The 23,045-nt window shown below is 65.7% G+C and carries 26 protein-coding genes; 13 read left to right on the forward strand and 13 right to left on the reverse strand.

The window, feature by feature from the left end; all coding sequences use genetic code 11:
* Nucleotides 1-218: 218 nt before the first annotated feature.
* Nucleotides 219-485: a hypothetical protein gene (locus ACJJV6_RS17185; RefSeq protein WP_009358265.1), complete on the forward strand. Its 267-nt coding sequence runs from the start codon at nt 219-221 to the stop codon at nt 483-485.
* Nucleotides 486-1,109: 624 nt separating this feature from the next.
* Here ACJJV6_RS17185 and ACJJV6_RS17190 read toward each other — a convergent pair.
* The 3 genes from ACJJV6_RS17190 to istA all read right to left on the reverse strand — a co-directional run bounded on the left by ACJJV6_RS17190 (nt 1,110) and on the right by istA (nt 3,628).
* Nucleotides 1,110-1,562 carry a hypothetical protein gene (locus ACJJV6_RS17190; RefSeq protein ID WP_152419577.1) on the reverse strand — a complete coding sequence of 151 codons (453 nt, stop codon included), beginning with the start codon at nt 1,560-1,562 and terminating at the stop codon, nt 1,110-1,112.
* Between the two features lie 75 nt (nt 1,563-1,637).
* On the reverse strand, nt 1,638-2,396 hold the full coding sequence (gene istB, locus ACJJV6_RS17195; protein ID WP_009358266.1) for an IS21-like element helper ATPase IstB: 759 nt from the start codon (nt 2,394-2,396) through the stop codon (nt 1,638-1,640).
* Nucleotides 2,393-3,628 carry an IS21 family transposase gene (istA, locus tag ACJJV6_RS17200; RefSeq protein ID WP_009358267.1) on the reverse strand — a complete coding sequence of 412 codons (1,236 nt, stop codon included), beginning with the start codon at nt 3,626-3,628 and terminating at the stop codon, nt 2,393-2,395. Before istA ends, istB begins: the two co-directional genes overlap by 4 nt.
* 296 nt (nt 3,629-3,924) lie before the next feature.
* On the opposite strand from istA, the gene ACJJV6_RS17205 reads away from it, so the two are divergent.
* Complete coding sequence (locus ACJJV6_RS17205) at nt 3,925-4,380, forward strand: DUF6278 family protein (RefSeq protein ID WP_152419579.1); 456 nt, start codon at nt 3,925-3,927, stop codon at nt 4,378-4,380.
* A gap of 94 nt (nt 4,381-4,474) precedes the next feature.
* Here the strand turns inward: ACJJV6_RS17205 and ACJJV6_RS17210 are convergent, their stop codons facing one another.
* The 3 genes from ACJJV6_RS17210 to ACJJV6_RS17220 form a co-directional block, all read right to left on the reverse strand.
* Nucleotides 4,475-4,747: a DNA gyrase subunit A gene (locus ACJJV6_RS17210; RefSeq protein ID WP_009358268.1), complete on the reverse strand. Its 273-nt coding sequence runs from the start codon at nt 4,745-4,747 to the stop codon at nt 4,475-4,477.
* Between the two features lie 532 nt (nt 4,748-5,279).
* On the reverse strand, nt 5,280-5,507 hold the full coding sequence (locus tag ACJJV6_RS17215; protein WP_160166611.1) for a hypothetical protein: 228 nt from the start codon (nt 5,505-5,507) through the stop codon (nt 5,280-5,282).
* Between the two features lie 153 nt (nt 5,508-5,660).
* Complete coding sequence (locus ACJJV6_RS17220; protein ID WP_354176902.1) at nt 5,661-6,152, reverse strand: hypothetical protein; 492 nt, start codon at nt 6,150-6,152, stop codon at nt 5,661-5,663.
* 45 nt (nt 6,153-6,197) lie between these two features.
* Between ACJJV6_RS17220 and ACJJV6_RS17225 the strand changes: the two genes are divergently transcribed.
* The 3 genes from ACJJV6_RS17225 to ACJJV6_RS17235 all read left to right on the forward strand — a co-directional run bounded on the left by ACJJV6_RS17225 (nt 6,198) and on the right by ACJJV6_RS17235 (nt 8,597).
* Nucleotides 6,198-6,521, forward strand: a complete 324-nt coding sequence (locus ACJJV6_RS17225; RefSeq protein ID WP_009358270.1) for an alpha/beta fold hydrolase — start codon at nt 6,198-6,200, stop codon at nt 6,519-6,521.
* 179 nt (nt 6,522-6,700) lie between these two features.
* The gene (locus ACJJV6_RS17230; protein ID WP_009358271.1) at nt 6,701-6,832 is read left to right on the forward strand and encodes a hypothetical protein; all 132 of its coding nucleotides are present in this window, start codon (nt 6,701-6,703) and stop codon (nt 6,830-6,832) included.
* Nucleotides 6,833-6,998: 166 nt separating this feature from the next.
* Nucleotides 6,999-8,597, forward strand: coding sequence for an ABC-F family ATP-binding cassette domain-containing protein (locus ACJJV6_RS17235; protein WP_009358272.1), 1,599 nt, complete (start codon nt 6,999-7,001; stop codon nt 8,595-8,597).
* An 18-nt stretch (nt 8,598-8,615) separates the two neighbouring features.
* On the opposite strand, the gene ACJJV6_RS17240 is transcribed toward ACJJV6_RS17235, so the two are convergent.
* The 4 genes from ACJJV6_RS17240 to ACJJV6_RS17255 are packed head-to-tail and all read right to left on the reverse strand — an operon-like array spanning nt 8,616 to nt 10,666.
* Nucleotides 8,616-9,095 (reverse strand): YbaK/EbsC family protein, encoded by a 480-nt coding sequence (locus tag ACJJV6_RS17240; protein ID WP_009358273.1) that lies wholly within the window; start codon nt 9,093-9,095, stop codon nt 8,616-8,618.
* 3 nt (nt 9,096-9,098) lie between these two features.
* Entirely contained in the window at nt 9,099-9,968 is an 870-nt protein-coding gene (locus ACJJV6_RS17245; protein ID WP_009358274.1) for an SURF1 family protein, read from the reverse strand.
* Complete coding sequence (locus ACJJV6_RS17250) at nt 9,969-10,238, reverse strand: hypothetical protein (protein WP_009358275.1); 270 nt, start codon at nt 10,236-10,238, stop codon at nt 9,969-9,971.
* Nucleotides 10,235-10,666, reverse strand: coding sequence for a DUF3099 domain-containing protein (locus ACJJV6_RS17255; protein ID WP_009358276.1), 432 nt, complete (start codon nt 10,664-10,666; stop codon nt 10,235-10,237). The genes ACJJV6_RS17250 and ACJJV6_RS17255 overlap by 4 nt, the downstream gene beginning before the upstream one ends.
* A 151-nt stretch (nt 10,667-10,817) precedes the next feature.
* Between ACJJV6_RS17255 and ACJJV6_RS17260 the strand changes: the two genes are divergently transcribed.
* Both ACJJV6_RS17260 and ACJJV6_RS17265 read left to right on the forward strand, forming a co-directional pair.
* Nucleotides 10,818-11,543: a beta-ketoacyl-ACP reductase gene (locus ACJJV6_RS17260; protein WP_009358277.1), complete on the forward strand. Its 726-nt coding sequence runs from the start codon at nt 10,818-10,820 to the stop codon at nt 11,541-11,543.
* Between the two features lie 127 nt (nt 11,544-11,670).
* On the forward strand, nt 11,671-12,426 hold the full coding sequence (locus ACJJV6_RS17265) for an SDR family oxidoreductase (protein WP_133347006.1): 756 nt from the start codon (nt 11,671-11,673) through the stop codon (nt 12,424-12,426).
* A gap of 70 nt (nt 12,427-12,496) precedes the next feature.
* Here ACJJV6_RS17265 and serB read toward each other — a convergent pair whose 3' ends face one another.
* Nucleotides 12,497-13,390 carry a phosphoserine phosphatase SerB gene (gene serB / locus ACJJV6_RS17270; protein ID WP_354176897.1) on the reverse strand — a complete coding sequence of 298 codons (894 nt, stop codon included), beginning with the start codon at nt 13,388-13,390 and terminating at the stop codon, nt 12,497-12,499.
* Nucleotides 13,391-13,537: 147 nt separating this feature from the next.
* Here serB and ACJJV6_RS17275 point away from each other — a divergent pair, with 147 nt between their 5' ends.
* From ACJJV6_RS17275 to ACJJV6_RS17295, 5 genes are all read left to right on the forward strand, one after another.
* Nucleotides 13,538-14,323, forward strand: coding sequence for an ABC transporter ATP-binding protein (locus tag ACJJV6_RS17275; RefSeq protein ID WP_009358279.1), 786 nt, complete (start codon nt 13,538-13,540; stop codon nt 14,321-14,323).
* 15 nt (nt 14,324-14,338) lie between these two features.
* Complete coding sequence (locus ACJJV6_RS17280; protein WP_354176895.1) at nt 14,339-15,124, forward strand: sulfite exporter TauE/SafE family protein; 786 nt, start codon at nt 14,339-14,341, stop codon at nt 15,122-15,124.
* Nucleotides 15,125-15,131: 7 nt separating this feature from the next.
* On the forward strand, nt 15,132-15,941 hold the full coding sequence (locus ACJJV6_RS17285; RefSeq protein WP_354176893.1) for an RNA methyltransferase: 810 nt from the start codon (nt 15,132-15,134) through the stop codon (nt 15,939-15,941).
* Nucleotides 15,942-16,080: 139 nt separating this feature from the next.
* Nucleotides 16,081-16,338, forward strand: a complete 258-nt coding sequence (locus tag ACJJV6_RS17290; RefSeq protein ID WP_009358283.1) for a type B 50S ribosomal protein L31 — start codon at nt 16,081-16,083, stop codon at nt 16,336-16,338.
* A gap of 95 nt (nt 16,339-16,433) precedes the next feature.
* A complete protein-coding gene (locus tag ACJJV6_RS17295; protein ID WP_009358284.1) occupies nt 16,434-17,525 on the forward strand; it encodes a biotin/lipoate A/B protein ligase family protein in 1,092 nt (363 codons plus the stop codon).
* 90 nt (nt 17,526-17,615) lie between these two features.
* On the opposite strand, the gene pepN is transcribed toward ACJJV6_RS17295, so the two are convergent.
* Nucleotides 17,616-20,249: an aminopeptidase N gene (gene pepN, locus ACJJV6_RS17300; protein WP_009358285.1), complete on the reverse strand. Its 2,634-nt coding sequence runs from the start codon at nt 20,247-20,249 to the stop codon at nt 17,616-17,618.
* 32 nt (nt 20,250-20,281) lie between these two features.
* Nucleotides 20,282-21,331, reverse strand: coding sequence for a putative sulfate exporter family transporter (locus ACJJV6_RS17305; RefSeq protein WP_354176891.1), 1,050 nt, complete (start codon nt 21,329-21,331; stop codon nt 20,282-20,284).
* A gap of 112 nt (nt 21,332-21,443) precedes the next feature.
* Here ACJJV6_RS17305 and ACJJV6_RS17310 point away from each other — a divergent pair, with 112 nt between their 5' ends.
* Nucleotides 21,444-23,000, forward strand: a complete 1,557-nt coding sequence (locus ACJJV6_RS17310) for a circularly permuted type 2 ATP-grasp protein (protein WP_354176889.1) — start codon at nt 21,444-21,446, stop codon at nt 22,998-23,000.
* The last annotated feature ends 45 nt before the right edge of the window (nt 23,001-23,045 follow it).

A 23,045-nucleotide genomic window follows, 5' to 3' on the forward strand; every position in this document is an offset into this window, starting at 1 on the left:
GTGTTGCCAGAACGTGCCCCGTTGAGGGTTCCTCGTGGAGCCGCTAACGGGACAACTTCAAGGTTCCATTCAAGACAACCACCACTAGACGCTCGGGGCACAAAACAATGTACGACAGGCAGTCAGGCTTGCTCCGAATGCTATCTTGAGCCACAAATGCCGAGTCGAGAAAGCTCCGAAACGACTAAACGAGCTTCACAATAAGAGGTGACCCGCCAGTGAACAGAGAACTCGTCCTACCGCCTGGTTTCGGTGATTACGCCTGGGAATTCGAGGCCAAAGGCTACCTGGATGCCGCAGTGCGCATCGACGGCTCGCTGATAAGCGTGAGCTTCTATGATCCCGTTCGCTTGCAACAAGACATAGCTGCCGATATCCAAGCAGGCCGGATCTTCACCGTTAAACGCTTGCTCGTTATCGAACAGGTCACGATTGAAAACATGCAGTGGGCAGTTGCGGAAGCGCCATTAGATTTCTTTGGATGATCGCCACGCTCCGATGGCCCTAAGTCGCAATTACACTGCTCGTCCTGGTTTCTCCTCGGAACCATGGGAAGCGTCCCGCGGACGGTTGGTCGGTTGGGAACCCTCTCCGGACGATGAGTATTAGCCGAGGACCACTTGTACTGGCTTGAATCTGAAAGGTCCACCACACTCGCGTCCAAAGGGGTATTCGCCTGTGGACTCCGTTTCTATTGGCAGGGCACTCGTTAGGCGATTTCCAGAGGTAGTGCTGGCGACCACGTATATCGAGGTGACGCTGACCGGCGGAATCAGGTAGGGCGGGGATTGCGGCACTAGCCATTTACCTTCCGCGTTTTTCGTCACCTGCTCAGGAATGCAGCCCTCGCCGAAACAAGCTAACACCGATTCCGGCGGGGTGGAGAAGGATAGTTCTACGTCACCCGCAAACGCCCAGCCCATTGCTGGACATGCTCGGTCTGCGCCTGCCATGCTACCGACCACGAGGGCGGATCCCAGCACGGCGGTACCCGCGGTTACAGCCAGCAGAATTACTCCCCGAGGCTTCATAGTGCGAGCCTACGCCGTCGATCAGATCTCCAAGGAACCTCAAGCGGACGCCCCGAAAAGCGTTGCGCGCGGTTCCCGCTATGTGCCGACACTGGCGTATTCGCCGTTCAGTTCCTTGGCCAGTCGTTCGGTGTTCCACGTTGAGGGTTGCCCGCCTGCCTTGCGGCTGAAGTCGACGACCATCCAATTCTTGCCGTATACGAGATGGATCTTGCCCTGATTGGTGTTAGACAAGAGCTGGTAGCTTTCCCTTAGGGCGTTTTGATCCGGGTAAAGGTCTAACTGGACATTCTCAAAGCACAGTTTCTGTGCTGCCGTGAGCGGAACACCATCGCCGATAGGAACTATCGGTTCGCCAGCAGGATCAGATTCACAGCCCAGGATGCCATCGACGGCAGTGTATGCCTCATCGATAGAACTGAATGTGCGTAAGTTTTCGCTTTGCGGTTGGTCTTGGGGCGCGCACCCCGTGAGTGGGATCGCAACCATAAAGGTTGCTACGGCAGCTTCTACCAAACGTCCACGTTTCATTTATTTCTACCTGTTAACGCCAACCGAAAATAGGGCCAGTTTTGCCGATTGAAAACAGGGCCACGGGTTGCTGTTCTATTGTGCCTGAAGCTGGGTTCTTGTCTTGTTCCGGAGCCGGTAGCTGCTACCGGTGAGGTTCAGGACTTCTGCGTGGTGAACGATCCGGTCGATCATCGCCGAGGCCACTGTCGCGTCGCTGAAGACCTCGCCCCACCTGCTGAAGGCGAGGTTGCTGGTAAGCACCAGGGAGGCGTGTTCGTAGCGGGATGAGACTAACTGGAAGAACAGGTTGGCCGAGTCCTGGTCGAAGGGAATGTAGCCGACTTCGTCAACGATGAGCAGCTTGTAACGGCGCAGCTTGGCCAGTTCCTGGGGCAGGCGTCCGCGGTCGTGGGCTTCGGCCAGTCTCGATACCCACCCGGTCGCGGTGTCGAACAGGACGCGATGCCCGGCGTGTGCGGCCCGGATCCCGATCCCGACGGCCAGGTGGGTTTTCCCGGTGCCGGGCGGGCCCAGAAGGACCACGTTCTTGGCTTCCTCCAGGAAGACCCCAGTTCCCAGGTGCGCGACGAGGTTCCGGTCCGCGGCGGGCTGGTGGTCGAAGTTGAACTCCTCCAGCAGCTTGTGTCCGGGGAACCTCGCGGCCCTGATCCGCAGGGCGGCCCCGGAGGCTTCGCGTTCGGCAACCTCGCGGGAGAGGACAGCGGCGAGGTATTCCTCGTGTGACCAGCCTGCCTCCCGGGCCCGGTCGCCGAGGGTACGGTAGCCGTCGGCGATCCGCGGGGCGCGCAGTGCGCGGGCGTAGTACTCGATGTCCTTCACTGCAGCGTTCACCGTGCTGCCCCGGAGAGCTCGCGGGCATCGTCGGGGATGGCGACGCCGAACAGTTCGTCATAGATCGACAGGTCACGTTCCTCCACTACCGTGGACCGTCCGGCCTTGACGCTGCGGTGGATCCGTCGGAGGGAGGCGGCCTTGTCTACGTGGCCGGGGTCGGTGAAGATCTGGTGCCTGGCCCACCGCCGCTCATGGCTGGCCAGTAGCCGGCCGTCTGCGCTCACGGTGACTTTTTCCAGGTCTGCTTCGACGTTCACGATCCGCCCGATCGCGCCCGGGTCCACGGAATAGTCGTTGGAGAAGACCCGCACGTAGTAGTCCCGTGGTAGCCGGACGCTGCTGCGGAAGGCGAACTCGGGCGCCACTGGCGTTAACGGGCGCATCGCATCCCGGTCCCGGACGAAGAGCTCGATCGGACGGCCATGACGGGTCCGGGAGTAGCGCGCGTTCGCGCGTGGCAGCCAGTCCGCGAGCTGATCGTTGAAATCCAGCGGGGACGCGAACGTCCGTCCGGGCATGAAGCCTTGGCGGAAGTAACGGTTCATCCGCTCCACCACTCCTTTGGATTCCGGATCCCGTGGCGGCAACTGCCGGATCTCGCAGCCCAGGACGCCCGCGAACGCCGCCGCCGGCTCGGTCAGCCGGCCCTGGCCGATCCCTGATTCGTTGTCCCAGACCAGCTGCTTCGGGACCGCGCCGGCCTCCTGCAGCAGCGACCACATCCCGCCAAGCAGATCAAAGGTCGTGCGGGTCGGCAGCATCCTGGCCTGGATATATCCGGAGAACGCGCTCGTCATCACCAGCACCGGAGGCTTGCCCTCCTGCCCGTGCCCCAGGGGTAGCGGCTCATGGGGGAACCATAAATCGCACTGCATCGCCTGGCCCGGTTTATGGACCAGCCGGTCCACCGGATCCGCCGGCATATATTCGGGCCGGAGTCCACGGACCTTGTCCCGGAACAAGGATGCAGAGCCCGTCCAGCCGACGCGTTCGGCCAGTACTGAGGCCGGCATCGTCGGCGTCTGCACCAACAAGGCCCGCACCTGTGGCGCGTAAGCATCAAAGCTCGAACCGGCCGGTTTCCGCTCATACTTCGGTGGCCGCTCTGCCTCCAACGCCCGGTCCACCGTCCCCCGCGAAACCCCGAGCTGTTTAGCCAGCTCCCTCTTGGAGATCTTCTCCGTCGCGTATCGGTGGCGTATCTGCGCCCAAACATCCAATGTGATCACCTTCCATAATGGTCAGTGGCCTCATTTTCAGTTGGCGTTATTGGCCCTATTTTCGGTTGGCGTCAACACTACCCCCAAGCAGAATTTGTTGTGTTGCCAGCCTAGAACTGCAGCGGGAAACAAAGCATGGGTCCAGCTGTTCCGCAATGAAACCGATATGACCAGTTGCAGGTAAGCGCACGGTAAAGGATCGTCTGCCGACAGTCCCGCTTATTTTTCGTTTTCCGGCGTCCTTGGCGGGTTCCGGGAACCGATAAGCCTGTTCGAGCCAGCCGGCACCCGGCTAGTCTTTCGAGATGACGGATACTGGCCGCTCAGATGAACCACTCCAGCAACTCCCGCAAGGACTTCCTCGCCGCTACGCCGAATACAAACCGGCGTCTGCAGTGCCAGCGACTCCTCCGACCAATGTGGGTGGTTACGACGAGCTACTGGCCCACTTCCGCGCTGTTGGGAAGGAACTTCCCCGCTCCAAAGAAGGCCTCGCCGCCGTCGACGAACTTATGGACGGCCACCCCGACCGGGCCGCACTGGCAAAGCTCGTCCGTGCCATTGGCATGTTCTACGGTGACGTACTCACGCACACTATTCCCGGGGCGCACTGGATAGAAGAAGACAGCCCATGCGTCCAGGTAAACCGGACCACAGCTGTCTCTGTGGTTTTCGTGGCCGAAAGGCGACTAACCATGGGGATACCTACGCTCATGCAAAATTATGCGCACGTACTGGAAATGGTGACGTCAGAAACCTGAGCGAACCCAAAATATTGATGCTGGTGACTTACCGGCAAGATGCTGGTCGCGCGTCGCGTTATAGGTTCCCAGCCGACCTTCGTTCACCGAACGCTTAGCGCGCATCAAGCAACATTGATCTGAGTTCTCCTGCACGGGAAGCCATGGCCCGACGCTGGCCTCCGGTGAATCTTCTCACCTGCAGGTCGATGACCGCCCGGCTGCTCACGGCCCCGATGCCCAACAGCTGACCCACACGACGGATTGCTTCGTCCACTGTCTCGGAATCGTCAACCACCCGGAACATCTCATCGCGCCGATCCATTGCCTGCAAAAGAGCCTCAAGGGTTGCTAATTCGTCCCTCGCATGTCGCTCATCCTCATCCATGCCGCGATTCTTGCACGACCAGAGGCCTCGGAGCATCCTTCGTCCGGTTGAGGCGTATGCTCTGGGCTTATTCGGGATTGGGGGAAGGACCCGCACGTGAAAAGCCGAACGCGTCATTTGATGGCTCTCGCCCTGTTGCCTCTTGCCCTCGTGGCCTGTGGTAAGACACCAAACGAGGCAACCACCAGCTCTGCGCCGCCGGGCCGCTGGCACGTGTCCGTTCTCGGCCCCAGGGAGAATGATGCCTCGATCGAACACTGCCTGGAAGACCCACTAATCGAGGAGGCCATTCAATCTGCAAACTTGCCCTCAACGCATCTCAGCATCAAACTGCTCGAAACCGCTACTCAGAAGGAAGCCGAGCGAATCGCTGATTGCCTCCGAGCGAACGCAGGCAGCGGCGAAGTAAGCATCACACGACAACGGAACTGATTACGGGACACCAGCACCCCCTGCTGGCCGTCCCGCAGACGGTTCCACTCGCGACGTTAGCGAGATCGCGAGCTGTACGGCTGAAGTAGGCTGGCAAAGTTCAAGCTGGACGGCTAAACCATTGGGGGTAACGATGGACATTATTCTGACGGTCGTATTTGCGGCCATATTCTTTTACGTTCTCTATGGAGTCATCCGGGCGGCGACCCGAGATGGCATCATTGCCGCCAGGCAATCCGAAAGAGGTCACACCGCTTATGAGGCCGATTCGCTGGAACATCGTTAAAGTTTGCAGTGTCGCGGTAACGGTAACGTCGTGCTTGCGCACCGCGGCTTTGATGGTTACACCCGGTCCATTGAGGCCCGAATACCAATTTCAACGTAGATTGGCCTGTGCTTCCCCGAGCCCTCCCGCATTATGCTTTTCCCCATTTGAGAAGCATAGAAGGCAGCCGAGTGGGAAACGCGGAATATGGACCAGTTAGGGCGTGATCGTCAGAGTTTCCACGGGCATGACGCAGGAGGCACGTATGAGATCCGTAGCCCCTCCCGCCCTGTTGTTCTTTCCGGTGTCGTCGCACCAGTCGATCGCGTAGGGCATGGCGGTCACCGTCGCCTTGCCAACGGGCATGTCTGCAGGAACCGTGAAAGCATAAGTGAACTCTCCGGCGTCGCTCATCGGAGCCGTTGTATTGACGACCTCTGCGCCCTTGGCATCGGTGACAATTACCTGGATCCGGGCATCAGTTCCATACCGCGGATTACAGTTCGCTGCGGGTGCGGAGACGGTCACCGTGTCTCCCGGCTGCACGCTGTCGGGAGAAACAGTGTAGGACGGCGGGAAACATGGAGGCTCGCCGGTGGTGAAGGGCCCGCAGGCACCCGCGGACCCCATCACGGTGCCGCCCAGTACTGTGGCAACCAAGACGGAACGCAATCCCGCCGGCAGGGCTGGGCGGAATGACAGCTTCATCTCCCCAGTGTGGGGCAGACGGAACGACGGGAACAGGGCTGAACGATGCAGACAGACAGCGGCTGGGTGGACGTGCCCCACGCCCGGATCTACTGGGAAGCCACGGGAAATCCTGATGGTTTTCCTGTCCTGTACCTGCACGGCGGGCCAGGTTCTTCACTCGGCCAGGGCGGTTACCGGAAACGCCACGACCCGCGCCGCTTCCTCACGGTAGGACTGGACCAGCGCGGCTGCGGCCGCAGCACTCCGGCAGCTTATGAAGACCTTGACCATCTGCACGACAACACCACCCAGACACTGGTTCAGGACATCGAGGCGGTCCGAAAGCACCTCGGCATCGAACAGTGTATTGTCACCGGCGCATCCTAGGGCAGCACGCTGGCCCTTGCATACGCGCTGGAGCACCCCGGACGCGTCCTCGGCATCGCCCTGGTGGCGGTGACGACAACCAGCCCGGCAGAGATCCAGGAGATCCTGGCCCGCGCGCACCGGCTCAACGGCATCCCGGCCATCTGATCCACGGCCGGCGGGACATCAGCGGCCCCGTCGTGACCGCCTGGCGGCTGCACCGCCAATGGGCAACAAGCCGGCTCGTCATCGTCGAGGACGAAGGGCACGGCGGCCCGGCGTCGATGACCGCACTCACGCAGGCAGTCGAGGACATTGCGGCAACACTGTGAGCCAGTGCCCGGCAAAACACCGAAGGGACAGCCAACTAAGGCAAGGTCCCCAACGGGTTGAACCGGGCGGTAGACTTGTACGGGCCGTTCTCCGGCCATTCTGCCCCGCGTCCTCCTGATCCTCCCGAGGCTGGGGCGTTCCCTGTTGTGAAAGGCCTTACCTGCTGTGATTACCGTCCAGGACCTCGAACTGCGCGCCGGCGCCCGGCTCCTCATGGACCAGGTGAGCTTCCGCATCGACAAGGGCGACAAAATCGGCCTGGTGGGCCGTAACGGCGCCGGGAAGACAACCCTGACCCGCGTCCTGGCGGGGGAGGGCCTGCCGGCCGCCGGCAAGGTCACCCGCAGCGGCGAGATCGGCTACCTGCCGCAGGACCCGCGGACCCCGGACATGGAGCAGCTCGCGCGGGACCGCATCCTGTCCGCACGCGGCCTGGACGTCGTCGTCGGCAAGCTCAAAAAGGCGCAGGCCGACATGGCGAGCGAGGACGCGGAGGTCCAGCGCAAAGCCATGGCACGCTATGACCGGCTGGAGGCCGAGTTCCTTTCCGGCGGCGGCTACGCCGCGGAAGCGGAAGCGGCGGCCATTTCCTCCAACCTCGCGCTGCCCGAGCGGATTCTGAACCAGCCGCTGAAGACCCTCTCCGGCGGCCAGCGGCGCCGCGTGGAACTGGCCCGGATCCTGTACTCCGGTGCCGAAACCATGCTCCTCGACGAGCCCACGAACCACCTGGATGCGGACTCCATCTCCTGGCTCCGCGACTTCCTCAAGAACCACCAGGGCGGCCTGATCGTGATCAGCCACGACGTCGAACTGCTCGAGGCCACGGTCAACAAGGTGTACCACCTGGACGCCAACCGCGCCCAGATCGATTTCTACAACATGGGCTGGAAGCGCTACCTGCAGCAGCGCGAAACGGACGAGCGCGCCCGCAAGCGCGAACGCGCCAACGCCGAAAAGAAGGCCCAGGTCCTGATGGACCAGGCCAACAAGATGCGTGCCAAGGCCACCAAGGCCGTGGCCGCGCAGAACATGGCCAAGCGTGCCGAGCGGCTCCTCAGCGGCCTGGAGGCGGTCCGCGAGCATGACCGCGTGGCAGCGCTCCGGTTCCCGGATCCCTCGCCGTGCGGCAAGACCCCGCTCACGGCCGAAGGGCTCAGCAAGTCCTACGGATCGCTGGAAATCTTCACCGACGTTGACCTCGCCATTGACCGCGGGTCCAAGGTGGTCATCCTGGGCCTCAACGGCGCCGGCAAGACCACGCTGCTGCGGATGCTCGCCGGCGTGGACCAGCCCGACACCGGGGACATCGTTCCCGGCCACGGCCTCAAGGTGGGCTACTACGCCCAGGAACACGAGACCCTGGACCACGACCGCACGGTCCTGGAGAACATGCGCTCGGCCGCACCGGACATGAAGGACGCCGAGGTCCGCGGCATCCTGGGCTCGTTCCTGTTCTCCGGGGACGACGTGGACAAGCCCGCCGGCGTGCTCTCCGGCGGTGAGAAGACGCGCCTGGCCCTGGCCACCATCGTGGCCTCCAGCGCCAACGTACTCCTCCTCGACGAGCCCACCAACAACCTGGACCCCGCCAGCCGCGCCGAAATCCTCGGCGCACTGCGGAACTACACGGGCGCCGTCGTCCTGGTCAGCCACGACGAAGGTGCTGTGGAAGCCCTCAACCCGGAGCGTGTGGTGCTGCTGCCGGACGGCGTCGAGGACCTGTGGAACGAGGACTACCTGGACCTGATCACGCTGGCCTAGCGCCTAGCGCCCTAGCGCCTAACGGACCCGGAGCTCCCGGGCTCCGGTGATCTCGCGGAGCTGGCCGTAGGTGATGCTGAACATCGTGGTGTGGTCACCTGCGCCGGCCCAGAGGAGCTCCTGGCCTCTGAGTGACTCGTCCAGGAGCGTCCGGATCTTCCGTGGGTGGCCCACCGGCGACACGCCGCCCACCGCCTGGCCCGTATGCTTCAGCACAAAGTCCGGTGAGGCGCGGCGGATCCTTCCCTCGCCGAGGTGCCCCGCCACCAGGGTTGTGTCCACCCTTGCCGCCCCGCTGGCCAGGATGAGCAGCGGTTCGCCGTTCAGGTCAAAGACCAGGCTGTTGGTGATCGCCGCGACGTCGCAGCCCAGCGCTTCGGCCGCCGCGATCGCGGTGGGCACCCCGGCCGGGAAGCTGCGCACGGTATCCCCGACGCCGGCTGCCACCAGCGCGGACTTCACCAAGGCGACGGGGCCGGCACTGCCGTTGTCGGCCATGGGTCAGTACCCCTGCGCGTCCAGGAGCGCGTCTTCCTCTTCCTCGGACGTCGCCTTCTTCCGCTTCCGCGGCGGGGACGGCCGACGGCGGGCTGACGCGGCGGAATGGACGGTTCCGTCATCCAGGGCGTCATCCTCGGCGTCGATGGCCGCGTTGCGCGCCTGCTGCCGGGCGGCGTAGCCGAAGCCCACGAACATCAGGATGCCGAAGGCGAACCACTGCAGCGAGTAGGACAGGTGCGTGCCCTCCTCGGTGGACGGCTTCGGGAAGGCGGCCGGCATGTCCGCTGCCGGCGGCGTCTCGGACGCGAGCTGTCCGTACGCGCCGGTCAGCAGGGGATAGCCGAGTTCCTTGGAATAGGCGGCAAGGTCGATGGATGCCAGCTGGCCTTCCGGTGCCCCGCGCTGCAGTTCGGGTTCCGGATGCTTCAAACGCACGACGGCGGTGACGTCACCGGCGGGCGGCGCCGGCACCGAGTCCGGGCTGCCCGGGTTCTTGTTGCCGATGGGGAGCCAGCCGCGGTCCACCACCACTGTTTCGCCGGACTCCAGCCGGAACGGGACCACAACCTCGTAGCCGGGCTGCCCGTTCAGCGGACGGTTCCGCACAATGCGCTGGCCTGCCACGTCATAGGTGCCCTTCAGCTCCACCTGGGTCCACTCCTTGGCCGGATCCAGGCGGCTGAACTGGTCGCGTGCCTGGTCAAAGGGAATGGGCGCTGCGGAGTAGTTGGTCACCACGCGGTTGATCTCGGCGAGCGTCTCCGCCCGGCGGTCCATCTGCCAGCGGCCGAGGAACACACAGGCGGTGGCAAAGATCGCGGCCAGCAGGAGATAGCCCAGCCACTTGCTGGAGAACAGGAAACGGTACATTCAGCTGTCCTGCTCCGGGGCGCTGTCCGGGGAGCCGGCGTCGAGCGGGAGCGTTTCCTTCCACAGCCCGCGCGTCTGCAGGTAGTCCTCCAGCCAGTCCCGGTGCTCACCGCAGGCCAGCCAGATCTTGCGCCGCTCGGGGGCATGGATCTTGGGGTTGTTCCAGAGGAGCTGCCAGGAGGCGCCGGACCGGCAGGCCTTGCGGGAGCAGACTGCCCCTGGTTCGGCCAGTGCAGGATCGGTCCCTGCAGCAAAGTCGAAGATGCTCATGATGCCTGCCGCTCCTCCCCGGGATCGGTCCCGTCGTCGTCGATCAACTCACCCTGCAGCACCTCACTGCCGGGACCGTCGTCGCGGGCGGGCTGCAGCGGGCTTTCTATTTCGGCCAGGGGAGCGGAGTCCAGCAGCGAATCGCTGTGCGCCTCGGCTTTGTCGTTCCCGTTCGCGATGACCACCGCGATCCACGGCAGGAACACGGCGCCGGCAACCATGACGATCTTGAACCAGCCGTCCACCACAAAGATCAGGATCAGGCACACCATGCGGATGCCCATCGCCAGGGCGTACTGGATCATGCGTTTGCGCATGTCCTCGGAGTGCGCACCCGCGGCATCCGTAATGCTGTGGACCTCCGAGTCACCGGAGAACCGCCCGGGTTCTCCGGCCGCGGTCTGTCCCGCATGGTTTTCAAGGGTCACGGTGGTTTATCACGCTCCAAAGGCTTGCATCAATTCTCTCACCATCGGCAGTGCCACCCAAACCCGTGCCGGAGCTGGCGATAAGATCGTCAGGCAGCCCATCCCACCCTTGCTACCGCGGCAGCGTGCCGCAGAATTCCGGAGCGTCTTAATGACTGAAGCAGTTTCCGCCCCCCGCAGCGTCCTCATCACCGGCGGCAACCGCGGCATCGGCCTGGCCATCGCCGAGGCATTCCTGGCCAACGGGGACAAGGTGGCCGTGACCTACCGCAGCGAATCACAGCTGCCGGACGGAATCCTCGGCGTCAAGGCGGACGTCACCGACGAGGCATCCGTGGACGCAGCCTTCAAGGAGGTCGAAGCCGCCCACGGCCCCGTTGAGGTCCTGGTTGCCAACGCCGGGATCACCAAGGACACGCTGCTGCTGCGCATGAGCGAGGACGACTTCACGTCCGTCATCGACACCAACCTCACCGGTGCTTTCCGCGTTATCAAGCGGGCCTCCAAGGGCATGATCCGCCTCCGCAAGGGCCGTGTTGTCCTCATCTCGTCCGTCTCCGGCCTCTACGGCGCCCCCGGCCAGATCAACTACTCCGCCTCCAAGGCCGGCCTGGTGGGCATCGCCCGCTCCCTGACCCGCGAGCTCGGGTCCCGCGGCATCACCGCCAACGTGGTGGCCCCCGGCTTCATCAACACGGACATGACCGCCGAGCTCCCCGAAGCCACCCAGAAGGACTACCTGGCCAGCATCCCGGCGGGCCGGTTCGCCGAGGCGTCCGAGGTGGCCAACGTGGTCCGCTGGATCTCCAGCGACGAGGCCGCCTACATCTCCGGCGCGGTCATCCCTGTAGACGGTGGCCTGGGCATGGGCCACTGACCCCTTCCGCCAAACTAGCCCCGCGGGGCTTCTTTGTGGGACCCGGACAACGGAATCGGCACCGGCCGCTGGCATGATGGACAGCAGGCCTTCATGGATTTAGACGTATCGAACAAAAGGAGCCCCTATGGGACTGCTGGACAACAAGACCGCCATCGTCACCGGATCATCGCGCGGCATCGGCGCTGACGTAGCCAAGATCCTTGCCGGCGAGGGCGCCGCCGTCGTCGTGAACTACCGCCAGAAGGCGCCCCGCGCCAACAAGGTGGTCCAGGGGATTGAGGCCGACGGCGGCCGTGCCGTGGCCGTGGGTGCGGACCTCACCACCCAGGAAGGCGTCCAGGCCCTGGCCTCCGCGGCGATGGAGAACTTCGGTTCCCTGGACATCCTGGTCCTCAACGCCTCCGGCGGCATGGAAACCGGCATGGGCGAGGACTACGCGCTTAAGCTGAACCGCGACGCCCAGCTGAACATGCTCAACGCCGCGGTGCCGCTGATGAAGGAAGGCTCCCGCGTGGTCTTTGTGACTAGCCACCAGGCGCACTTCATCAACACCGTCCCCACCATGCCCGCCTACGAGCCCGTGGCCCGCAGCAAGCGTGCCGGCGAGGACGCCCTGCGCGAGCTCATCCCCAGCCTGGCCGAGAAGGGGATCTCCCTGGTGGTAGTGTCCGGCGACATGATTGAGGGCACCGTCACCGCCACGCTGCTGGACCGCTCCACGCCCGGCGCCATTGAGGCCCGCCGCGCAGAGGCCGGCAAGCTGTACTCCGTGGAGGAGTTTGCACAGGTGGTGGCAGGAATGGCGACCGCCGACGTCGAATCCGGCCACACCGAATACGCCGGCGGCGCAGACTACTTCGGCAAGGGCGCGCAGCAGTAGCCCAACCTGCCAAGAAGAAGGAGTCCGGTGCGTGCACCGGACTCCTTCTTCTTGGCTTATTCGAAGACGTTCAGACGCCGGCGACGTATCGGACGGCGTCCAGGTAGGGCATGTTGACAGCGGCGTCCGCCACTGCCCGGACGGCGGGCTTGGCGTTGAAAGCGACGCCGATTCCGGCCGCCCCCAGCATGTCCAGGTCGTTGGCGCCGTCGCCCACGGCCACCGTGTGTTCCAGCGCGATGCCCTCGGCGGCCGCCCATTCGCGCAGGTACTTCTCCTTGGCAGCCCGGTCCACCACTGCGCCCAGGACCTTGCCGGTCAGCACGCCGTCGACGATTTCCAGCTCGTTCGCCTGCCAGTAGTCCAGGCCCAGTTCCTCGGCGATCGGCTGCAGGATCTGGTTGAAGCCGCCTGACACCACGGCCACCACATGGCCTGCCGCCTTGAACGCGGCCACGAGCTCGGCGGCCCCTTCGCTGAGCTTCACTTCCTGCCGGACGGAATGGACGACGTCGGCCGGCAGCCCCGCCAGGACCGCCACCCGGGCGTGCAGGCTTTGGGTGAAGTCCAGCTCGCCCCGCATGGCGGCTTCGGTGACGGCGGCCACCTCTTCGAACTTGCCCGCATAGGCCGCGAGGAGTTCGATGACCTCCTGCTGGATCAGGGTGGAATCCACATCCATGATCAGGAGCTTGCGCGGGGCCGACCGGAGGCTGCCGGGAACAAGGGCGGTGTCCTGGCCGTCGATGCCGGCTTCGGCCACGGCCCGGCGGAGGGCGGCGAGGCCGGCGGCGGTGGCGTCCGGAAGGGCGAGTTCCGCCACCTGAACGCGGTAACGTTCGTCACCCAGGGAGTCTTCCCGCAGCACCTGGGCGCCGGCGGCGGCCAGGACGGAACGCAGCTGCTCCAGCCCGTTTGGAGTCATATTTTGGCCATAGCTGACCGCAGTCACGTTCGAAGTCATGCCTGCAATCTTATCGAGCCGCCGCCGGGTCCTTTGAATTCATTGCGCATGGCCCCGCATCTGCGCAATCCCGCCGGTGGAGGCCGTGTTTCGGTGCCCGGCCACCGGTTATCAGTCGGCCTCTTTTATGTCCTAGTGTCTACTCCTATGAGTGATGTTCTGGAATTGTCTTCCGTCAGTGTTGTCCGAGGTAAGAAAACCCTGCTGGACAAGATTGACTGGGAAGTCAATGAAGGAGAACGTTGGGTCATCCTGGGCCCCAACGGTGCAGGCAAGACCACCCTCCTGCAGATCGCAGCCGCTCGGCTCCACCCCAGCAGCGGCACCGCCGGCATCCTGGACGAGACCCTGGGCCGCACCGACGTGTTCGAGCTCCGCCCCCGCATCGGCCTCTCCTCGGCAGCCCTCGCCACCCAGATCCCCGAACACGAGAATGTCCTCAACGTTGTGGTGACGGCAGCTTACGGAGTCACCGGGCGCTGGCGGGAAGGCTACGAGCGCAACGACGAACGCCGCGCCTTCCGCCTGCTGAACGAGTGGGGGATGGGCCCGCTGCTGAACCGGACCTTCGCCACCCTGTCCGAAGGCGAACGCAAGCGCGTCCAGATTGCCCGCGCCCTCATGACGGACCCGGAACTGCTGCTGCTCGACGAGCCTGCCGCAGGCCTGGACCTCGGCGGCCGCGAGGAGCTGGTGCACAAGCTCGGCGAACTCGCCAGCGACGAGGCGGCTCCGGCGATGGTCCTGGTGACCCACCACCTGGAGGAAGTCCCGCCCGGATTCACGCATGCCATGCTCCTGCGCGACGGCGGCGTGGTCGCCGCAGGCCCGATCACCGAAGTCCTCACCGACGAGCACCTCAGCACCACGTTCGGCCTTGACCTCGATGTCACGGAGAGCGCCGGCCGTTACACCGCCACCGCGCGCCGCTAAGCGGCAAGCAACACGATGGACCTGCTCAGCAGCATCCTTGTGTCCATCGCCGGCCTCTGGGCCGGCACCATCAACGCGGTGGTGGGCTCCGGCACGCTGGTGACGTTCCCGGTGCTCATTGCCCTGGGCATCACACCGGTGGTCGCCTCCATGAGCAACGCCATGGGGCTGGTGGCCGGCGGTGCCGCGGGGGCCTTCGGATACCGGCGGGAACTCAAGGGCCGCGGCCGCCAGCTGCTGCGCCTGCTCCCGGCGTCGCTCCTGGGCGGCATCTCCGGTGCCTGGCTCCTCCTGCACCTGCCGGAGGAAGTCTTCCACTATGTGGCACCTGTGCTGCTGGTGGTGGCGCTGCTCATGGTGGTCTTCCAGCCCAGGCTCCAGGCGTGGGTCCGGAACCGCGAGGAAAACCCCGAACACGCGGTGCGCGACAAGCGGCACGGCGTGCTCCTGGTGGTGCTGGTCTACCTCGCCGGCGTCTACGGGGGCTACTTCGTGGCAGCACAGGGGATCCTGCTGGTCGGGATCCTGGGAGTCTTCCTGACCGGCACCATGCAGAACGCCAACGCCATGAAGAACATCCTGGTGCTTGGCGTGAACCTGGTGGCTGCCGTATCCTACCTGCTGTTCGCCTTCGACCGGATCAACTGGCTGGTGGTACTGCTCATCGCGGTCAGTTCGAGCATCGGCGGCCTGCTGGGCGCCAAGGTGGGCCGCCGGCTCTCGCCGACGGTGCTGCGTGCCGTGATCTTCGTGCTGGGGCTGGTGGCCCTGGGATTCATGACCGCCAATCTGCTGAAATAATCGCCCGGTGACAATCCACTATCTTGAGTCCGCGGACGATCCGCGCGTGTCCGACTACACCCGGCTCACCGACGTCCACCTGCGCAAGCTCCGCGAGCCGGCGGAGGGCATGTACATCGCCGAATCCTCCCGAGTGCTCCGCCGTGCCCTCGCAGCCGGCCACCAGCCCCGGTCGTTCTTCCTGGCCGAGAAATGGCTCGAAGACCTGCGGGACGTCCTTGACGAGCATCCCGACGTCCCGGCCTTCATCGGCAAGGCGGCGCTGCTCGAGGAAATCACCGGGTTCCACCTGCACCGGGGCGCCATGGCAGCCATGCACCGTCCGGCCCCCGTCCCGCTGCCTGAACTCCTGGCCGGCGCCCGGCGGGTGGCCGTGCTGGAGGATATCGTGGACCACACCAACGTGGGCGCCATCTTCCGGTCCGCCGCCGCCCTGGACATCGACGCCGTCCTGGTCTCGCCGCGGTGCGGAGACCCGCTCTACCGCCGGAGTGTCCGGGTCAGCATGGGAACGGTGTTCCAGGTTCCCTGGGCCCGGCTGGATAGCTGGCCGCAGGATCTCCAGGTCCTCAAGGACCACGGCTTCGAGGTGGCAGCCCTGGAGCTCACGGCGGACGCGCAGGATGTGGACGTCGTCGCGGCACGGAACCCCGACAAACTCGCCCTGGTGCTCGGCACCGAAGGCGCCGGCATGAGCGCGGAGACGCTTGCCGCCGTCGACCTCGCCGTGAAGATCCCCATGCGGAACGGCGTGGACTCGCTCAATGTGGCGGCGGCGTCGGCCGTGGCGTTCTGGGAGCTGCGGGCACGGGCCTAGCCGGTTCGTCAGCACCACCGGTGTCCGCTATGATTGATAGCTGGTTGTCCTGCTGATTCCGCTTCGGCGCAGCAGAACATCCCATCCCATTCATACCTGGCAGCTGGCAAAATCCAGCTGCGTGAACAAAGGTCCCATTATGAAGTCTGATATCCACCCGAAGTACGAAGCTGTTGTTTTCAACGACCTGGCTTCCGGCGTCAAGTTCCTGACCAAGTCCACCGTGTCTTCCTCGAAGACCATCGAGTGGGAAGACGGCAACACCTACCCGGTCATCGACGTCGAAATCTCCTCCGAGTCCCACCCGTTCTACACGGGCAAGCAGCGCATCATGGACTCTGCAGGCCGCGTCGAGCGCTTCAACGCTCGCTTCAAGGGCTTCGGCGGCAAGAAGTAATTCTTCCTCCAAGCTTCATCGGAAGGCCCGCACCGGCAACGGTGCGGGCCTTCCTGCTTTAACACCGTGGACCCATTTGCGGCAGGATGGACGACATGAGCCACCACCTCCTGCCGCACAATGAGTCCAGCAACCGCCTGCACGGCGAGTACAAGGTCCCGGGCGGGAAACTGGTGGTGGCGGACCTGTCCGTGACCGACGGGCACCTGGCGGACGTCTCCATCAGCGGCGACTTCTTCCTCGAACCGGACGAGGCCCTCCTGGACATCAACCGGGCACTGACCGGCCTGCCCGAATCCACGCCCGCCGCCGACCTAGCGGCGGCTATCACGGCAGCGCTTCCGGCGCACGCCGGCCTGTTCGGCTTCTCCGCCGACGCCGTGGCCGTCACGGTGCGCCGGGCACTGGCCAAGGCAACCTCGTGGACCGACCACCACTGGAACGTCATCCCGCCCGCGGTCCTGCCCACCGAAATCAACGTGGCACTGGACGAGGTCCTGACCGAAGAAGTCGGTGCCGGCCGGCGCAACCCCACCCTGCGGTTCTGGGACTGGCAGGAACCGTCCGTGGTCATCGGCAGCTTCCAGTCCGTCCGGAATGAGGTGGACCCCGCCGGCGTGGCAAAGCACGGCATCAGCGTGGTCCGCCGGATCAGCGGCGGGGGAGCGATGTTCATGGAGGCCGGCAACTGCATCACCTACTCGCTGTACCTGCCGCAGACCCTCGTTGACGGGCTCAGCTTCGCCGATTCCTACCCCTTCCTGGACGCCTGGGTGATGGCAGCCCTGGAGAAGCTTGGCATCACGGCCTTCTACGTGCCGCTCAACGACATCGCCACGGACCAGGGGAAGATCGGCGGCGCTGCACAGAAACGGCTCGCCAACGGCGGCATGCTGCACCACGTCACCATGAGCTACGACATCGACGCGGACAAGATGGTGGAGGTCCTCCGGATCGGCAAGGAGAAGCTCTCGGACAAGGGGACCCGCAGCGCCAAGAAGCGCGTGGACCCGCTCCGCCGGCAGACCGGCCTGGCCCGGACGGCGATCATCGAGGCCATGGCGGAGGTTTTTACCGGGCGGTACGGGGCCACAACCTCAGCCCTCACCGAGAGTGAACTGTCCCTGGCCCGTGAACGCGTGGCCATGAAGTTCGGTACTGAGGAATGGCTCCACCGGGTTCCCTAGCACCGCACCCCGCGCTGACCGCCGGGATGGGCGCGCAGGGACTGCCCGTGCGCAGCGAGCCGGGTGGTCGCTGCGCACGGCGGCACAAGGCTACGGCGCTGATGAAACCACGACGGCGTCCTGGGCCGTGAGTGCCCGCAGCAGGTGGCTGCGCTGCTCCACGATGATGCGCCGCAGTGCGCGCGGGGCGTCGGCGGATGCTGCCAGCCAGTCATCGGTCCTGCGGAGTACAGGGTGGTCCGCAGGTGCCATGCCTTCCGCGAGGTCCTGGTTCAGGGGGAACAGCCCGCGGACAATCCTGCTGGCGATTTCGATGCTCCGCCCGTCCCACACGTCCCGCAGGCACTCAAAGTAGGGTTCCACGTACGGATCCAGGAGGCCGGCCGGGGCAGTGGTGAAGCCGCTGATGGTGGCGCTGAGCTGCTGGTTGGAGAGTGCAGTGCCGTGGACGGCTTCCTGCCACGCGGCGGCCTTGACGGCGGGGTCCGGCCGCGCCGCAACGGCTGTGGCATGGCCGGCGCGCCCGGATGCGGTGGTGTCGCGCGCCAGTTCGGCATCGAGTTCGGCAAGGGTTGCCTGGCCGTTCGCGGCGAGTGCGTGCCAGAGATGCCAGCGGCGTTCGGCGTCCACCGCCAGCCCCTCGAGGGGTGCCGTACCGTCCAGCAGTCCGCGCAGGCGCGGGAGCAGGGCGGGCTCGTGCCTGCTGAGCGTGCCCAGCGTCCTGGCCCACGCCAGCTGGTGGTCGGACCCGGGGGCGGCACGGTCCAGCTCGGCAGCGACGGCCGCCAGGAACGAGGACCGTACACCGTCCCGTCCGGCAGCCGGGGTGTAGCGTTCGACGGCGGTGCAGGCGTTCTCGAGGATGTTCAGCAGGACGCCGATGCCGGTTTCCGCCGGGCCGAACGCCGCCACCGCGTCGACGTAGCGTGCGGCCGGGTTTTCCCCGTCCCGGGCCGAGTTCCACAGCGCCGTCCAGCACAGGGCCCGCGCCATGGGGTCGATGATCCTGTCCAGTGACGCCAGGACAGTGTCCAGGGAGACCGGATCAAGCCGGACCTTGGCGTAGGTCAGGTCGTCGTCGTTGAGGAGCAGTAGCGCTGGCCGCGGCTTGCCCGCCAGGTCCGGAACGGGCGTGGCGGAGCCGTCGACGTCGGTTTCCACACTTCCGGTGCGGACCAGGGCGCCGGAGGCGTCGAAATCGTACAGGCCCACCCGGAGCCGGTGCGGCCTGGGCTTGTCCCGTCCCGTGACCGGGTCCGCGGCCTCCTGGACGATCGCCACACTGCCGATGGCGCCGTCGTCCGTTGCGTCCGGCGTGACCTCCAGGGCGAGGGTGGAGATGCCCGCGGTCTGGAGCCACTTCCGTGCCCAGCCGGACAGGTCCCGGCCGGAGGCGGCGCTGAGTGCCGCCAGGAGGTCCGCCAGGGTGGTGTTGGAGTACGCATGCTTGCGGAAGTACTCCCGCGAGCCTGCGATGAAAGCGTCAAAGCCCACATACGCCACCAGCTGTTTGAGCACCGAGGCGCCCTTGGCGTAGGTGATGCCGTCGAAATTCTGCTTGGCCGCTTCAAGGTCGGGGATGTCCGCCACGATGGGGTGCGTGGTGGGCAGCTGGTCCTGGACGTACGCCCACGCCTTCCGCTTGTTGGCAAAGCTCACCCACGCGGAGTCCCAGCCGGTGGCCCGGTCAACGCCCAGGGTGCCCATGTAGTCGGCGAAGGATTCCTTGAGCCAGAGGTCATCCCACCACTGCATGGTCACCAGGTCGCCGAACCACATATGCGCCATCTCGTGCAGAAGGGTGTTGGCACGTCCCTGGTACTGGGCGTCGGTGGCGCGGGAGGTGAACACGTAGCTGTCGGTGAAGGTGACCAGGCCGGGGTTTTCCATGGCGCCCAGGTTGTACTCCGGCACGAACGCCTGGTCGTACTTGCCCCACGGGTAGGGGTAGGCGAAGAGCCGGTTGAAGAAGTCCAGCCCGTTCCTGGTCACCCGGAACAGCTCCTCCGCATCGAAAGAGTCCGCCATGGACGCCCGGCAGTACAGGGCCAGCGGGATGTCCAGGGAGGTCCCGTCGTCGAGCGTTGCCTGCCAGCGGTCCTCGGCCTTGAAGTAGGGGCCGGCCAGCACGGTGGTGATGTACGTGGACATGGGCTCCGTGGTGGCGAAGTCCCAGCGGGCGGTAGCGGGGTCGCTGGTGAGCAGCGTGCGGGCCGTTTCCACCCCGTTGGATGCCACATGCCAGTCCGCCGGCGCCATGACGTGGAAGGTGAAGGTGGCCTTGAGGTCGGGCTGCTCGAAGTTCGCGAAGACCCGCCTGGCGTCGGCCGGTTCGTACTGCGTGTACAGGTAGCACTGGCCGTCAGCGGGATCCACGAAGCGGTGCATCCCCTCGCCGGAGCGGCTGTACAGGGCGGTGCCCGTGACGGTGACCTGGTTCTCGAGCTGCAGGTTGTCCAGCCGGATCCGCGCCCCGTCCACCACGTCCTCCACCCGCAGGCCCTTGCCGTTGAGGAACACGCTGTGCACCCCGCCGCCGATGAAGTCCAGGAAGGTTGATGTGCCGGCCTCGGCGGCGGAGAAGGTGATGACGCTCCGGCTGGTGTAGCCGGGGACGTCCGGATCCGCTGCCTGCCGCACGTCCAGCGAGACGTCGTAGCTGGTGGTGGTGATCAGGGCTGACCGTTCGGCAGCCTCGTCGCGCTGCAGATTCTGATTCGACACCCAGCTATCTAATCACGGTGCCGGCGCGGGGATCAGCGGGCGATCAGCAGGGCGGCGGCGAGTCCCAGGGCGGCAATCAGGAGCCAGGACGCAAGGGCCGCCAGCAGGGCACGCCCGCCGGTCAGGAGCAGGGTGCGGATCCGCACGGCCGAGCCCAGTCCGAACAGCGCCGCGCCCAGCAGGACGTCCTGCAGCACCGCCCCCGCTTCCAGCCATTCTCCGGACACCCAGCCGGTGGACCGGAGTCCCGCCATCGCCACGAAGCCGAGCACGAACAGCGGCACCACGGGCGGAAGCTTCGGGTCCGCCCCGTCGCTGTCCGGGCGGACCGCGAGACGCTGGTGCGTGCCGGCCATGGCGGCCACCGGTGCCAGCAGCAGGACCCGCGTGAGCTTGACGACGACGGCGATGCCCAGCGCCGCCGTACCTGCGGTTTGCGCCGTGGCCACCACCTGGCCGACGTCGTGCACGGATGCGCCGGTCCAGGCGCCGAAGACGGGCGCGGTGAGCTGGAGCGGATGCACCAGCAGGGGCAGGACGCCGATGGCGAGCGTCCCGCACAGCGTTACCAGGGCCACCGGCAGGACCGTGTCCACGTGCCGGATGCGCCGCACGGCGGCGATGGCGCCGATGGCTGAGGCGCCGCAGATCGAGAACCCGGTGGCCACCAGGAGGGCCGTCACCGGGGGCAGCCGGAAGAGCCGGGAAATCAGGTACGTGCCGCCGAAGCTTGCCGCCACCACCCCGGTGATCAGGACCAGCGAAAGCCAGCCCAGCCCCAGGACATCCATGACGCTGACCTTCAGCCCCAGCAGCACGATCCCGCCGCGCATCAGGTGCTTGCCGGCGAAGTCGAGGCCGGGCCTGGCCCGCCCGGCAGTCCACACGCCCGCCAGTGGCAGGTTCGCCGCCAGGACCCCCAGCACCACGGCCATGGTCATCGCCGGCAGGGCCGGAACCACGGCGTGGACCAGGAATGCGGCCACCAGGGCCACCGCGGCGGTGGCCAGTCCGGGAAGCAGCCGGCCAGCGCGGCGGGGCTGTCCCTCACCGGACGCTGGATGGCTTCTGCTGACTGGCACCTCCCTACTGTGCCGGATGCGGCGCGGAATCAGCGAACCGGCGGCCCCGGCCAACACGCCAATTGAGGGCCGGTTTATGAGTTCGAAACAAAAAGATGGTTGGCTATTGGGCATGCCAGACCTATTCCAGGACTACTCCGAGGCCGCAGCCCGGACCGGAGCCTACGATGAGATGTTCGCCCCAGGCCAGCAGGCACGGGACTCGTACGGGCAGGTGGCAGAGGCACTCCGCAAGCTCTCCCTGGCTGACGTCAGTGCCCGCGCCGACTCGATGGCCCGCACCTTCCTGGACCGTGGCGTCACCTTCGACTTCGCGGGGGAGGAGCGCCCCTTCCCGCTGGACATCGTGCCGCGGGTCATCCCCGCCGCCGAGTGGGATGTCCTGGAACGCGGCGTCGCGCAGCGCGTGCGCGCGCTGGAGGCGTTCCTTAACGACGTGTACGACAAAATGACCGTGGTGTCCGACGGCGTGATCCCCCGCCAGCTGGTGACCACCAGCGCGCACTTCCACCGGCAGGTCCACGGCTTCGAGCCCGCAGGCGGCGTCCGCGTGCACATCTCGGGCATCGACGTAGTGCGTGACGCTGCCGGGACGTTCCGGGTCCTGGAGGACAACGTGCGCGTCCCGTCGGGTGTCAGCTACGTCCTGGAAAACCGCCGCGCCATGGCCAAGGGCCTGCCCGAAGCGTTCGGCCAGCAGCTCATCCGCCCGGTGGAGGAGTACCCCCGCCGGCTCCTGTCCGCCCTGCGCAAGACCGCACCGGCCGGCGTCGACGACCCCACCGTGGTAGTCCTGACCCCCGGTGTGTTCAACAGCGCCTACTTTGAGCACACGCTGCTCGCGGGCCTGATGGGCGTGGAGCTGGTGGAGGGCCGTGACCTGATCTGCCGCGGAAACCGCGTGTACATGCGCACTACCGCCGGTGAGCAGCGCGTGGACGTCATCTACAAGCGGATCGACGACGACTTCCTGGACCCCCTGCAGTTCCGCGCCGATTCCATGCTCGGCTGCCCGGGCCTGGTCAACGCCGCCCGCGCCGGCGGGGTCACCATCGCCAACGCCGTGGGCAACGGCGTCGCGGACGACAAACTGGTCTACAGTTACGTTCCTGACCTGATCCGCTACTACCTCGGCGAGGAGCCCATCATCGCGAACGTGGACACGTTCCGCCTCGAGGAGAAGGAAGCCCGGGAGTACACCCTGGACAACCTGGCCGAGCTGGTGGTCAAGCCGGTGGACGGCTCCGGCGGCAAGGGCCTGGTGATCGGCCCGGACGCCTCCAAGGACGAGCTGGACGCGCTCCGCCAGCGGATCATCAGTGATCCCCGCGGCTGGATCGCCCAGCCGGTGCTCCAGCTCTCCACCGTGCCCACCCTCAGCGGCGACAAGTTCGGTCCCCGCCACGTGGACCTGCGCCCCTTCGCGGTGAACGACGGCGACAACGTCTGGGTGCTGCCCGGCGGCCTGACCCGTGTGGCGCTGAAGGAAGGGTCGCTGATCGTGAATTCCAGCCAGGGCGGCGGCTCCAAGGACACCTGGGTCCTCGCCGATTCGCCGCAGATGCCCGTGGAAACCGTTCCCCGGCCCTCCATCTCGGTGCGCGAGCGGGTCTCCGTCTGGCCGGTGGAGAGCAACTGGCGCGACCGCCAGTCGGAGCAGCAGCAGTGAGCCGGGATACAGCCCGGCAGAAGTCTTTTCCCTTTTCGGGCCCGC

The organism is Arthrobacter nitrophenolicus, assembly GCF_045833485.1.
GTDB classification, from domain to species: domain Bacteria; phylum Actinomycetota; class Actinomycetes; order Actinomycetales; family Micrococcaceae; genus Arthrobacter; species Arthrobacter nitrophenolicus.

Coding starts and splice junctions, on each gene's coding strand:
- ACJJV6_RS17260 (WP_009358277.1), top strand. CDS start 10,818: ATGACTGAAGCAGTTTCCGCCCCCCGCAGCGTCCTCATCACCGGCGGC.
- ACJJV6_RS17220 (WP_354176902.1), bottom strand. CDS start 6,152: ATGAAGCTGTCATTCCGCCCAGCCCTGCCGGCGGGATTGCGTTCCGTC.
- ACJJV6_RS17295 (WP_009358284.1), top strand. CDS start 16,434: ATGAGCCACCACCTCCTGCCGCACAATGAGTCCAGCAACCGCCTGCAC.
- ACJJV6_RS17310 (WP_354176889.1), top strand. CDS start 21,444: ATGCCAGACCTATTCCAGGACTACTCCGAGGCCGCAGCCCGGACCGGA.
- ACJJV6_RS17210 (WP_009358268.1), bottom strand. CDS start 4,747: ATGGATGAGGATGAGCGACATGCGAGGGACGAATTAGCAACCCTTGAG.
- ACJJV6_RS17250 (WP_009358275.1), bottom strand. CDS start 10,238: ATGAGCATCTTCGACTTTGCTGCAGGGACCGATCCTGCACTGGCCGAA.
- ACJJV6_RS17245 (WP_009358274.1), bottom strand. CDS start 9,968: ATGTACCGTTTCCTGTTCTCCAGCAAGTGGCTGGGCTATCTCCTGCTG.
- ACJJV6_RS17225 (WP_009358270.1), top strand. CDS start 6,198: ATGCAGACAGACAGCGGCTGGGTGGACGTGCCCCACGCCCGGATCTAC.
- ACJJV6_RS17280 (WP_354176895.1), top strand. CDS start 14,339: ATGGACCTGCTCAGCAGCATCCTTGTGTCCATCGCCGGCCTCTGGGCC.
- ACJJV6_RS17290 (WP_009358283.1), top strand. CDS start 16,081: ATGAAGTCTGATATCCACCCGAAGTACGAAGCTGTTGTTTTCAACGAC.
- ACJJV6_RS17240 (WP_009358273.1), bottom strand. CDS start 9,095: ATGGCCGACAACGGCAGTGCCGGCCCCGTCGCCTTGGTGAAGTCCGCG.
- ACJJV6_RS17275 (WP_009358279.1), top strand. CDS start 13,538: ATGAGTGATGTTCTGGAATTGTCTTCCGTCAGTGTTGTCCGAGGTAAG.
- ACJJV6_RS17190 (WP_152419577.1), bottom strand. CDS start 1,562: ATGAAACGTGGACGTTTGGTAGAAGCTGCCGTAGCAACCTTTATGGTT.
- serB (WP_354176897.1), bottom strand. CDS start 13,390: ATGACTTCGAACGTGACTGCGGTCAGCTATGGCCAAAATATGACTCCA.
- ACJJV6_RS17265 (WP_133347006.1), top strand. CDS start 11,671: ATGGGACTGCTGGACAACAAGACCGCCATCGTCACCGGATCATCGCGC.
- ACJJV6_RS17205 (WP_152419579.1), top strand. CDS start 3,925: ATGACGGATACTGGCCGCTCAGATGAACCACTCCAGCAACTCCCGCAA.